This window comes from Cobetia sp. 14N.309.X.WAT.E.A4 (genome assembly GCF_030397495.1).
Lineage (GTDB): Bacteria > Pseudomonadota > Gammaproteobacteria > Pseudomonadales > Halomonadaceae > Cobetia > Cobetia marina.
The window spans coordinates 240408-253021 of sequence record NZ_JAPNXT010000003.1 but is presented as its reverse complement, the minus strand read 5'-3'; the positions used below and the strand labels follow the sequence as shown (position 1 = coordinate 253021).

General features: G+C 62.6%; 8 protein-coding genes and 1 pseudogene. 3 read left to right on the top strand and 6 right to left on the bottom strand.

What is annotated here, in order from left to right; all coding sequences use genetic code 11:
* Positions 1–61: 61 nt before the first annotated feature.
* Positions 62–1486 (bottom strand): APC family permease, encoded by a 1425-nt coding sequence (locus OW493_RS06335; protein WP_084208603.1) that lies wholly within the window; start codon positions 1484–1486, stop codon positions 62–64.
* A 416-nt stretch (positions 1487–1902) separates the two neighbouring features.
* Between OW493_RS06335 and OW493_RS06330 the strand changes: the two genes are divergently transcribed.
* Positions 1903–3369, top strand: coding sequence for a PLP-dependent aminotransferase family protein (locus OW493_RS06330; RefSeq protein WP_289863621.1), 1467 nt, complete (start codon positions 1903–1905; stop codon positions 3367–3369).
* 80 nt (positions 3370–3449) lie between these two features.
* On the opposite strand, the gene OW493_RS06325 is transcribed toward OW493_RS06330, so the two are convergent.
* The 4 genes from OW493_RS06325 to OW493_RS06310 form a co-directional block, all read right to left on the bottom strand.
* Positions 3450–4658 carry a hypothetical protein gene (locus OW493_RS06325; protein WP_289863620.1) on the bottom strand — a complete coding sequence of 403 codons (1209 nt, stop codon included), beginning with the start codon at positions 4656–4658 and terminating at the stop codon, positions 3450–3452.
* Between the two features lie 90 nt (positions 4659–4748).
* A complete protein-coding gene (locus OW493_RS06320; RefSeq protein ID WP_289863619.1) occupies positions 4749–5771 on the bottom strand; it encodes a patatin-like phospholipase family protein in 1023 nt (340 codons plus the stop codon).
* 333 nt (positions 5772–6104) lie between these two features.
* Positions 6105–6959: an SDR family oxidoreductase gene (locus tag OW493_RS06315; protein ID WP_289863618.1), complete on the bottom strand. Its 855-nt coding sequence runs from the start codon at positions 6957–6959 to the stop codon at positions 6105–6107.
* Between the two features lie 222 nt (positions 6960–7181).
* Positions 7182–7541, bottom strand: coding sequence for a hypothetical protein (locus tag OW493_RS06310; protein ID WP_077376109.1), 360 nt, complete (start codon positions 7539–7541; stop codon positions 7182–7184).
* A 658-nt stretch (positions 7542–8199) separates the two neighbouring features.
* Here OW493_RS06310 and OW493_RS06305 point away from each other — a divergent pair.
* Positions 8200–8880, top strand: a pseudogene (locus OW493_RS06305) (hypothetical protein); the annotation flags it as partial.
* 268 nt (positions 8881–9148) lie between these two features.
* Here OW493_RS06305 and OW493_RS06300 read toward each other — a convergent pair.
* Complete coding sequence (locus OW493_RS06300; RefSeq protein ID WP_077376112.1) at positions 9149–9589, bottom strand: hemerythrin domain-containing protein; 441 nt, start codon at positions 9587–9589, stop codon at positions 9149–9151.
* Positions 9590–9930: 341 nt separating this feature from the next.
* Between OW493_RS06300 and OW493_RS06295 the strand changes: the two genes are divergently transcribed.
* On the top strand, positions 9931–12381 hold the full coding sequence (locus OW493_RS06295; RefSeq protein WP_289863617.1) for an FdhF/YdeP family oxidoreductase: 2451 nt from the start codon (positions 9931–9933) through the stop codon (positions 12379–12381).
* Positions 12382–12614: the final 233 nt, after the last annotated feature.

Below are 12614 nucleotides of genomic sequence, written 5' to 3'. Positions count from 1 at the left end.
AGTCCGATGGGGCCGGGCAGGCGGACGGACCTGCCCGGCGGTCACATGACGAGGCCCTTGCTCAGTGAGCGGTGAAGGCCGGTGCCATGATGCGGTCGCTGTATTCACGGCCGAATTGCTTGAGGGCGATGGCGTACATCACCAGGCCCAGTGCCATCCAGGCGCCGAAGATCATCCACTCGGTGCCGGTCAGTGCGGAAGGGCTGCCCGGCAGGTACAGACAGGCCATGGCGAAGGACAGCAGGATGGCCAGCACACCGCACAGCTTGCCGTGACGTACGCGGAACGGGCGCGGCATGTCCGGCTCGCGGATGCGCAGGATCAGGAACGAGATCGCGACGAACAGATAGGCGATGACGATACCCAGCCCGCCGGCATCCACGATCCACACCAGTGCCGGACGACCGAAGAAGGGCGCGATGCAGGACAGCAGGCCGATCAGCAGTACGGCGTTGGTCGGTGTCTTGTGTTTCGGGTGCAGCTTGCCGAGGGCGGCCGGCAGCATGCCGGCATGCGCCAGGGCGTAGATGGCGCGTGAGCCACCGATGTAGAAGGCGTTCCAGCTGGTGATGATGCCGGCGATACCTGCAAGGATCATCAGCTTGCTGGCCCAGGGCGTGTTGAACAGTGCCTGCATGGCATCCGGCACGCTCAGTGAACTTGCCAGCAGGGAGTCGTGATCCAGTGCCAGGCTGGTGGCCAGGATGATCAGGGCATACCACACCACTGCCAGTACCACAGACATCATCAGCACCTTGCCGATGGCGTTGTAGGGCAGATTGATCTCCTCGGCGGCCTGGGGGATGACATCGAAGCCCACGAACAGGAAGGGCACCAGCACCAGCACCGCGATGATGCCAGCCGTCACGCCACCTTCGGATTGGGTGAACAGCGGCGTCATGTTGGCGACATCGCCTTCAAACAGGGCGCCGGTCACGAACAGGACACCGGCGATCAGGATCACCCCGGTCACGACTTTCTGCAGCAGCGCTGCCGTAGTGATGCCGACGTAGTTGATGGCCATCATCGCCAGAGACCCGCCGACACCGACGGCGACCCAGGTGGCCTTGACGTCCCAGCCGGCGATGGTCCACATGTGACCGACGGCATAGCCGGGTGCGAGGTTCTCGATGACGGTCGGCAGGGCCACCGCCTCGAAGGACACCACGCTCAGGTAGCCGAGAATGATGGTCCAGGTGCACAGGAAGGACGAGAAATGTCCCATGGCACGGTAGCTGTAGACGTGTTCGCCACCCACCTTGGGCATGGCGGCGGCCAGTTCGGCATAGGTCAGGCCGATCAGCACGACGGCGATGCCGCCGATGATGAAGGCGATGATGGCGCCGATGCTGCCGGCATTCTGGATCATGCCGCCGGTCAGGACGATCCAGCCCCAGCCGACCATGGCACCGAAGGCGAGGGCCAGAACGTCGCCGCGGGCGAGGACTCTGACAAGTTGTTCTGCAGGGGGAGTTGTTTGGGTCATGGGGGATGCGTCCGAGTCGATCTTGGAATTTGTTATATGGCGGTGCCGGACCTGCTGATGTCTTTCGTGTGCGTCTGCTGTCCTGTGCCGAACGTTCTGGCGGGTAGGCAGGTGCAAGGTTAGTCCTGTCGCTGGCTGAGGCTTGTGGGAAAAATTCGCTCCTGTCGACATCGCAGGAGCGATCCAGCCATCGTGGGCTGTGAGCATCAGTCAGTAGGCAGCGCCTGAGGGACACGCTATCAGCGGCCACTGTTCAGGCGAATAGACCAATTGAGCGTTTGACTGGACCAATCTTGGTGGACTGCGGATAATCAGGGATGAATGGGCGCTGTACCCCGCCAGCCAGGCTGGTTGCTCACGTGATCTATGCAGCGTATGGACGTTACGTGCTACATGAACGATATCGGGAGACCTGCATGGAACTGGCCACGCTTGAGCCATTGATCGAGTGCTATCGCCGCCAGTCGCAGGCCCTGGGCAAGCAGGTGCGGCTGGAGCAGGCATTGCTCGAGATGATTCGTGAGCAATGGCCGGTGGGGGTACGGCTGCCTGCGCATCGCAAGCTGTGCGAGGCGCTGGGCGTGGCACGCAACACCCTGTCATTGGCCATCAAGTCGCTGATCGAGGAAGGCTATCTGCACACCGGGCAGGGGCAGGGCACCTGGACGCGCCGCCCGCATGCCGCGAGACCCGGCAGCGCCTCGCCCGAGGCACCTGCGCCACTGCCGCTCTCCACTCGCGCACGCCGGGTGCTGGGCGGGCAGGGGGCCAGCCTGATCCAGAGTGGCGCCTTCGTGCCGGGCATTCCGGATATCGCGCGCTTTCCGATGCGCAAGTGGCGTCAGCTGTATGCCAGCGTCACGGTGCCCCACAACGCGTTGCTGCTGTCGTATTCCAGCGGTGGCTATGGCCCGCTCAAGCGGGAGATTCGGGATTTTCTGCGCCGCTGGCGCAACATCGATTGCGATACCCAGCAGATCATCATCACCGAGGGCACCCACCACGGCATCGAGCTGTGTGCGCTGGCGCTGGCGGACGCCGGCCAGCAGGTGGTGATGGAGTCTCCCTGCTACTGGGGGGCACGCAATGTCTTTCTGGCCGCCGGACTCGAGACCCAGCTGATTCCCTGGCGGCCCCGGGATGACACCGCCGATGCCCCGGGCCACGAGATCGCCCTGCTGGAGCGTCGCCCGGTGCAGATCGCCTATTTCACCGGCTCGCATCACTATCCCTTGAGTGTTCCTACCTCACGGCGTGACAAGCTGGCGCTCTGCGAGGCCTGTCAGCCCGCCTATATCCTCGAGGATGACTACGAGTTCAGTGGCGATGACCATGATCAGCTGCTGTTTGACCCGGACGCCGACAATCGCCTGCTGGTCGGCTCGTTCTCCAAGCTGATGTTTCCTGGCCTGCGGCTGGGCTATCTGGTGGTACCGCGCGCGCTGGCCGGGCCGATGAATCGGCTGCGCAGCGAGGTGTTTCGCGAGGGGCGCATGCTGGATCAGGCGGTGCTGGCGCAGTTCATCGCCGATGGGGATCTCGATGCCTGGTATCAGCGCATCCAGCGCGATTATCTGGGCCGACAGCAGGTGGTACATGACCAGCTGTGTCAGGTGAAGGGTGTGATCAGCGTCTCGCCGCCCTCGCGCGGCATCAGCCTGTGCGTGCAGTTCGCCCCCGAGATCGATGACAAGCGTGTCGCGCAACTGATGGTCAAGGAACATCTGATCGTGCGGCCACTGAGCATGGTCTGCAGCAGCGAGGACTCGCGGCGCGGGCTGGTGCTGGGGGTCGGCATGCTGGCGGGCGAGAGTCTGGTCAGTGAGGTGGCCCGGCTCAGACGCACGTTGGAGAGCATATTGACCATGCGCGACATCCGGTAGGGCGGCACTGAGCAGCGCCAGAACTGAAAACGCCTCCGCCCGGTAGGGCGAAGGCGTGGTATCGACACTGAACGCGAGTGCTACTTTGCCTGCTGCATGCGCTCGGTCAGCTTGCGGAATTCCTCACGCATGGCGCTGTTCTCGAAGCTGGTGGCGACCGGTACCTGCAGGCCGGCGAGGGTGTCGAAGGTCTTGACGCCCTGGCGGATCAGGTCGGCGACATGCGCGCTGAGCTTGACGGTGCGATAGGTATTGGTCGCCACCGCAAGTTCGCGTTGGCTCTTGGTGAGTGATGTCTTGACGCGGTCGCGCTGCTCGCTCACCAGCGAGCGATACAGGTTGATCGTCTTGAGCGTCAGCGCATTGGCGCGGATGTTGTTCTCCAGACTCTCACGTGAGCCGCCTTGCTTGATCAGCGTGCGGGCTTCGCGCGTGGTGGCTTGGGCTTCGTCGGCGAACCCTTGCAGTTGCGGCAATACCTCGTCATCCACGCGGGCGATGAAGTCCTGCTGCATGGTCACGATCATGCGGTGGAGCATGACGACCATGCCGTAGTAGCGACGCGCGTACTCCAGATTCTCGCCACTGTCGCGGGTCAGCTCCGCGAGCTGCTGGGCCACTGACTTGATGCTGGCGAACACGACACTCATGGTCAGCACGTCGTCGCCGACCACCGAGGACAGCCACACCTGGACCTGGTCCGGCGTCAGGATGATGCCGATCTCCTCGAGCCGCGCGGCCAGCTTGCCTTCCAGCGTGGTCAGCTCGCCTTGATAGGCGGTGATGTTCTTCTCATGCGCGGTGATCAGCAGGTCATAATCGCCGCGTGTGCTGGCGGTGAATTCGCGCAGGGTATCGGTAGGCGTGAAACGCGTCAGCGTCGAGACCTCGGTGTCGGGCGCCAGGATACGCTTTTCCTTCAACTCGGAAATCTCACGGCGCGATTCACGAATCTTGTCCTCGACCTGTCGATAGGTGCTGCGCAGTGTCGAGAGTTGTGGCACGTCGAGGGCCTGCATGGCTTCCTCGATCATCTCGTCCATATCGCTGCGCGCGGAGGCCTGATCGCGGCTGATCCAGGCCTCTTCCGGCAAGGTGTCCATCTCATCGAAATAGCCGACCGCCTTCTTCAAGGTGGCGAAGGCTTCCGGCTGGTCGAAGTGCATGTCATCGGCTGCCAGGGCGAGACCCGGCGTCAGGGTGGGCGCGAGGGTCGCCAATGACAGACTGAGCGCTGCCAGGAGGCGGGTGGCGGGGCGGCGAGACACTGGCGAACTACCTTGGGGCATCGGGGACACTCGGGTCGGCGTGGAGCATGGCAGCGCAGAGTAGCAAAATCGCTGACAGGCGTCTCCGAGTTCGCGTCTTGCAAGGCGTGCTCAGTGAGGCTCATAGGCCTCGGGCTTGCCGGTGGCGGGGTCGATGCGGTCCAGCGACGGGCCACGATAGTGGTCCATGATCAGCGCCACCGCTGCCTCGCCGTACTGCGCGAACCAGAAGTCGCCCATGCCCTTGAGGCGCTGGATATTGGTGACGCTGATGTCGTCCATCGCGTCATCAGGCGCCTTGGGCAATCCCGGTTGCGGACGCATCTCGGCGTTGACGCGGATGTAGCTGCCCGGCGGCGAGATGGTGATGGCCTGATAGCCGACCACCTTCTCATCGGAGAGCACGTCGATCAGGCTGCCTTCCAGTACCCACTGCACTGCGCCCCAGTGCTGCGAATCCGGGCCATTGATCTTGCGCGTGCGTGTTCCGGTGCCGATCGACAGCACGCGACGCGGCTCATGCGGCCACAGGCGACAGGCTTCGGCGATGGCGCACATGGTGGGGTTGTTGGCGATGACGCCGCCATCGATCAGCCAGGTCTGCTCGTTGTCCGGCCCGAGCTTCATGTCGCGGGTCGGGAAGTAGGTCGGCGCGGCGCTCGAGGCATCCGCGACCTGCCAGGCCAGCAGCTTGTGATGCTCGCGCTTGCTGGACTTCAGCACATGCGGGCGGCGTCTCTCGATCCCGTAGGTGACGACGAGGACCTGCTTGCCGTCAGGGACATCCCGGAGCTTGGCCTGGCCGAGATGCTTCTTGAGCATCGCGCTCTTGCCCTTGGCCTCGTACCTGGGCGCATTGATGCCATCGAGTTCGAACCAGCCGCGGTTGTCGACGAAGATCTTCCTGGCATTGGTTGCGCTGTAGAGCCCGTTGATGTCCTCGAGGCTCATGTCGGTGGTAGCCAGCGCCAGCGCGATCAGGCTGCCGGTAGAGGTGCCTGCGTAGAAATCGACGCAGTCGCGCAGTGTGGTCTGGTGGTCGCGCTTGAGTGACGCATCGACATGCATCAGAAACCGGGCGGTGGCCGCCCCACGTATGCCGCCACCATCCAGCGAGAGAATCAGCTTGGACATGCAGGCCTCCTGCAGCGCGAGTGACGTTCCTTTCCTGCCCATGGCATTCCCTGGGCTGCTACCAGAATAGAGAGGCCAACGCTTTACAGCCGTGTGAAATGCCTGATACGGACCGACAGGAGGGCCTGATACTGGCAGGAAGAAGAGGTGATTCGAACGCGGCACAAGCGCTGGGACGCGGTACGCATTCCTTGAGCAGACCCCTATGGCAATGTGAAAAAGGCCACCCGGATCGGGTGGCCTTTGGTGTTGCTGCCTGGTGATCGTCTCGTCGCTGGCAGGGCAGTGATCACCAGCCACTGGCGCAGTGAAGCGTTCAGGGACGCATCGTGATCAGGTGTTGAGCACGACGCCACCATTGAGGTGGATCGTCTGTCCCGACATGTAGCTTGAATCGTCGCTGGCCAGATAGACGTAGGCCGGGCCCATCTCGCTGGGTTGCCCGGGGCGCTCCATCGGCACCTGCTTGCCGAATTCGGCGACCTTGTCATCCTCGAAGCTGGCGGGGATCAACGGGGTCCAGACCGGGCCGGGGGCCACGGCATTGACGCGGATGCCGCGGTCCATCAGCGTGCCGGACAGGGAGCGTACCAGTCCCTGGATGGCCCCCTTGGTGGCGCTGTAATCGATCAGGCTGTCATTGCCCTTGAAGGCGTTGACCGAGGAGGTGGCGATGATGGAGTCGCCCTTGGAAAGATGCGGGACGGCGGCCTTGATCAGATAGAAGTGACTGAAGAGATTGGTCTTGAAGGTGCGTTCGAGCTGCTCGTCATCTATCTCGGTCACGTCATTCCAGTCGTACTGCTCGGCGGCGTTGTTGACCAGGATGTTGAGCTTGCCGAATTCCTCCAGCGTGCCTTCTATCACCTTGCGGCAGAAGGCCGGGTCACCGATGTCACCGGCGATGCGGCTGGCCTTCTGACCTTCGGCCTCGATCAGTCGGAGGGTTTCCTCGGCGTCCTTTTCCTCGCTGCCGACGTGGGTGATCATGCAGTCGGCCCCTTCGCGCGCGAAGTGGACGGCGGCGGCGCGCCCGATGCCGCTGTCGCCTCCGGTGATGACGGCGACCTTGCCCTTGAGCTTTCCGCTGCCCTGATAGACTTCCCGGATATATTCGGGGCGAGGCTGCATGCGATGTTCATCACCCGGTTGATGATCCTGATGCTGCGGGGGTTGTAGTTGACTCATGCTGTCACTCCTTGTCCGTGAATCATGATGACGACGCAATCGCCTTCAGACGCGAACGCCTACCTGAATGACATGTGGATCTTCGTGCGGATTCAAACCCCTACATTCAAAAAACTTGATGTTCATGTGGGGCGGGGTCATGCCACCAATGAAAACGCCCGTTGCTCAGGGGAAAGCAACGGGCGGGGGTGTCATCTTCGGCTCAGGCCAGGTGTCAGCGGTTCAGGAAACGACGCCCTGTGGCTTGTCGTGCACGGTCGCCGGGGTGGGGGCCCCCTGGGGCGAGACGGAGGCCACGGCGGGGGCAAGCGCCTGCTCCCGTTGCAGGGGTGAGGCCTGGACATTGAGCTCTGGCAGGTTCTCGGGGTCATGCCCCGGACCGGCTTCCAGCGTGGGCAGGGCCTCTCGGATGATGCAGGCACACAGGCGGCGGTGTGCCTGCAGCATCAGGCCCTCACGCTCCAGGTATTGCATCAGTCGCGTGGCTGACACCAGCGCGACGATGGGATGCAGACCGCGAAAGCGTTCCTCTACCTTTTCGGCACTGATGGTCGCCAGTTGCTCTGGGTTGGTGTGTGGCATCGGTGGTTCCCCTAGATGGCACTCGGTGTCCCGAGTGCGGATGATGCGTGTCATTCGCTGGTCATGACGGCGTCTGCCGCCACGTGAGAGTGTCTTTCTGTCAGGCGTCGCTGTTATAGGTGTCGTTGTTTGCGTGCGTGAATCGTCGTGCGAAATCACCCTCTCGCCTGTCCCGCAGACCGCCTTTCCCCATAGTGTGTCGCCTCAAGGCGGGGTCAGGCAATGATCCGAGTGACGTGCTTGGCGGGCACGATCTCCCGAGCAGGCCGTGGTCTGGCTGGCGCTCAAGCCAGAGAGCATCGCTGCCGCGTGTCTGGCACCTTCGCGCCAGCGTTTTGCATTATGCAACTTCCATTGATTAACGATTGTGGATTTTCGTAACCACCTAGCCAGTATTAGAGATACCACGAGAATGTGCCAGTTCTGTTGCAGAGGCTCTGTTGTCTCTCAACCGTTGCCACTGCTGTTGTCCTTTCTGGCAGGTATCCCTGTGGAGTGACTGGCTCATTATCGCCATGACGCGCATGGCTGGTAGGATAACGCTCCTCTGGATCATGCAGATGCCTGCCAGCGGGATATTGCGTCAATGCGCGTCGCCCCGGCTGGAGTTGCCTGCAGGTATCGATTGTCGCGTGATCTCTTCTAGCCTGGATATGCCATGAAACGTTTTGTGCTGCTCGATACCGCTCCGATCCCCGGTACCACGGATTCGCTCTGTCTGTTCGAGTATGGCGAGGACTTCGTCATCAAGATCGAGAGCGGCAAGGGGGGGCAGCTGATGAATACCCGCATGCATGGCTCGGAAGACGCGCTGGCAGAGATTCCTGCTGGCCTGCTGAAGAGTCGCGGAACGCCGTCGGCGCCGCAGCGTGTCCTGATCGGCGGTCTGGGCATGGGCTTCACGCTGGCCTCGGCGCTTGCGCACTTCAAGGCAGATGCCGAGGTGGTGGTCGCCGAGCTGGTGCCGGGCGTGATCACCTGGAATGACGGCCCGCTGGGGGCCAAGGCGGGGTATCCGATCCGCAATCCGCGCACGACCGTCGAGAATCGCGATGTGGCCGAGGTGCTGCGCGAAGCACCTGGCGGTTTCGATGCCATCATGCTGGATGTGGACAATGGCCCGGAGGGGCTGACCGCTGACGACAATGATTGGCTCTACAGCGCGGAAGGGCTGGCGGTATGCGCCAGGGCACTGCGTCCTGCCGGCATTCTGGCAGTGTGGTCGGCCACGGCCGATGCGCGCTTCTCTCAGCGTCTGTCGCGGGCCGGTTTCAAGGCCGAGGCACGTCAGGTGTATGCCCATGGCACGTCCGGAGCCAGGCATACGATCTGGATCGCACGTCATGTCGGACGTTCCGCGACCTCCGAGTCCGGGCCAGGGGCGGGCAAGGGAGAGAAGAAGGGCAAGCGTGCTGGCGGTTCATTCAAGGGGGCCGGGGCGAAAGGCAGCCGCCGCCGGTAATGTCGTGCGGCCGGGGCGTCAGCCTCTTTCGCTCAACTTCTCGACCGCCATCAACGACAACGGGCTGGCCACGTCATGTGGCCAACCCGTGTCATCTCCTGCCTGGCTATTGTCGAGCGTCAGGCGCCAGGCATCAGGCGACATATCAGGCCGCTTCGCGTGCCTTCATATCCTTCAGGTACTCATCGGCGAGTCGCTGCTTGGTGGCGTCATCGAAGACGCGACCGGCCAGCTGGAAGACTTCCTGCTCTTCCTCGTCCAGATGGTGAGTCACCAGATGCTCAAGCTGCTTGGCGGCGGCCAGCCAGCCCGGCGAGCTGTAGTCCGTCGTCTCGAGTTTCTCGACCAGCTCATCAATTTCATGGTGCTCGGCCACGCTGTGACGCGCCTTTTCCTGCGTCATGTCGTGTTCCATCATCGGGATGTAGAGCGCGCGCTCCTCAGCTCCCGCATGGTTGGTGAGCGATTCCTTGAGGCGCTTGAACAGGTCATCGCGAGGCTCGCTGTCACCTTCGGTCTTGAGCAGCATGTCCAGCAGGCGGCGTTGTTCGTCGTGGGTCTCGCGCAGGGCTTCAAAGATGGTCATGTTCGGGCTCCTCATCAGCGTCAGCTTGTCGAGTGGCTGGGCGAGACGCGTGGCCTGTCTCTCTTCTTGCCGGACTCTCAGCTTCTCCCTTCAAGCTTTTGGAGTTCCAGCATTCCAGAAGACGGCTCACGTCTGTCAGGGGCTCGCCGTGTCAGCGCATTTTCTCGAGCTCATTGTGTCAGGTATGTACAACTCTGGTGGCGGATCGAAAGAACTTCAAGGGCGCAACGCCGGCTGCCCTTGAAAATCCCCCGCGCGAGAGCAAGAGATGAGGTATCGCTCATATCTTGCCTGCTACTTTCTCTTTCTTGATCGAGCACGCACCGCGCAGGAGTTCTGACATGTCACACGACGCGCCTACGTCCCGGCCCGCCTCTTCCAGCACCTTCGGCCACAAGGGGTCCCATGCGCCTGACCTTTCCCGCGAGCTTTCCGGCAGCCAGCTTGATCGTCCGCCGGGCGGCGGCTGGCCATCGCTCAAGGCAGTGGAGACCTTCCTCTGGCAGGAGCACCTGCCGATCGCCGGGCATGTCAGCCTGATGAAGATGAACAAGCCGGATGGCTTCATCTGTCCGAGCTGCGCCTGGCCGAATGGTGACAAGCCCAAGGGGGCCAATTTCTGCGAGAACGGTGCCAAGGCGCTCGCGTGGGAGGCGACGCGTGAGCGCGTCAGCGATGAACTCTTCGCTCAGAACACCGTGAGCCAGCTTCGCGAGTGGACGGATCATCATCTGGAGAAGGAAGGGCGCCTGACGCACCCGCTGCGCTACAACGCCAAGCAGGACCGTTACGAGGTGACCAGCTGGGAGGCGGCCTACGCCGAGATCGGTGAGCGTCTCAAACAGTATGACGACCCGAACCAGGTCGAGTTCTATACCTCGGGGCGCACCTCCAACGAGGCGGCCTTCCTGTTCTCGCTGTTCGGGCGCATGTACGGCACCAACAACTTCCCCGACTGCTCGAACATGTGTCACGAGACCACCTCCCGGGCCTTGCCGGAGTCCATCGGCATCGGCAAGGCCACGGTGAATCTCGAGGACTTCAAGCAGGCCGATGCCATCTTCATCTTCGGTCAGAACAGCGGCACCAACAGTCCCCGCATGCTGGGCGATCTCCACGAGGCGCGTGGCCGTGGTGCTGAGGTGGTGAGCTTCAATCCCCTGCGCGAGCGGGCGCTGGTGAGCTTTGCCGACCCGCAATCGCCCAGGGACATGCTGAGCGGCAAGGGCGTCGAGATCAGCACCCAGTACCATCAGCTGCGCATCGGCGGTGACCTCGCTGCCGTGCAGGCGATGTGCAAGTACGTGATCGAGGCCGACGATGCGCTGCGTGAGCGCAATCCTCATGCGGTGGGGCTGCTGGATCATGACTTCATCGCCCAGCACACCCACGGCTTCGAGGCCTTCGCCGATCACTGCCGCAAGCTCGACTGGCAGGATCTGGTCGAGATGTCCGGCCTGTCACGGGAGTCACTGGAGCAGGCGGCGCAGACCTATCTTGAGGCCGAGCGCGTGATCTGTTGCTGGGGGATGGGCATCACTCAGCATGCCCGCGGCGGCGATACCATCCAGCAGATCGTCAATCTGTTGCTGTTGCGCGGCAATATCGGCAAGCCCGGCGCCGGGCCTTGTCCGGTGCGCGGCCACTCCAACGTGCAGGGGGATCGTACCGTCGGTATCGAGAACCTGCCCAACGGCGCGATGCTGGATGCCTTCGACCGTGTCTTCGACATCCAGTGCCCACGGGACAACGGCCATGATGTCGCCGAATGCTGTGAAGCGATTCTGCGCGGTGAGACACGGGCCTTCATCGGCATGGGCGGCAACTTCTTCCGCGCGATTCCGGACCAGAAGCGCATCGTGGAGAAGGTGCACGAGCTGGACATGACGGTGCATATCGCCACCAAGCTCAATCGCAGCCATCTGCATCCCGGCAAGCACGGCTGGGTATTGCCGACGCTGGGTCACAGCGAGCGGGACCTGCAGGCCGGCGCCGATGGCGAGGGCGCGGAGCAGACCACCAGTGTCGAGGACGGCATGTGCAACGTCTCGCCCTCGCGCGGCGTGATGTCGCCGGCGGATGCCAGCCTGCACTCCGAGATCGCCATCACCTGTCAGCTGGCCAAGGCCACTCTGCCGGCGCATCCCACCCTGGACTGGGACTGGTTGCAGGCGGATTACGCGCGCATTCGCGACCGTATCGAACAGGTCTTCCCGCAGATCTTCCCGGATTACAATGCCCGCCTGGCGCAGGGTGGCTTCCACATCCGCATCGCCCCGCGTGAGCGCATCTGGCACACCGACTCCGGGCGCGCCAACTTCCTGTTCCCCGAGGGACTTGGCACCGATGAACAGGGCCTCGACAAGGTCACCCACGAGACGCTGGACATGGACAGTACCTTCCTGCTCAGCACCATGCGGGGCCATGACCAGTTCAACACCACCGTCTATTCCAATGATGACCGCTATCGGGACGTCTACGGGACGCGCATGGTGGTGATGATCAGCCCGCAGGATCTGGAAACGCTCGGCCTGTCCGAGGGCCAGCGCGTGCGTATGGAAACCGTGAGTGAGGATGGTGTCGAGCGCAGCATGGCCGGCTTCAAGCTCAAGGCCTACGATATCCCGAGCGGCTGTCTGGCAGCGTATTACCCGGAAACCAATGACCTGATTCCGCTGGATCACCGTGATGCGCGCAGCAATACGCCGGCCTCGAAATCGGTGCCTGTCAGATTGCGTCTGATGGACAGCGAAGAGGTCAATGCCAGTGAAGGAGTGCTGGCAAGCGCTTGAGGACGCCTCTGACCGGGAATGTCTGAAAAAATTTGCATCCTGCACTTGGCGTCAGGTTATGGCGTGGAGGAAGGACGATGCGATCAACGCCACGCGCTGCACTGAAAGAGTGCGCCGCGTGGCGTTTTTGTGGATCACTGCCATATTGAGGGCATCTTACGGGGATCTTGCGCCATCACCGGCCAAGTGACGCAAGCGATACGCCAGAGAGGGCATTGCTGCGCCAATGACTG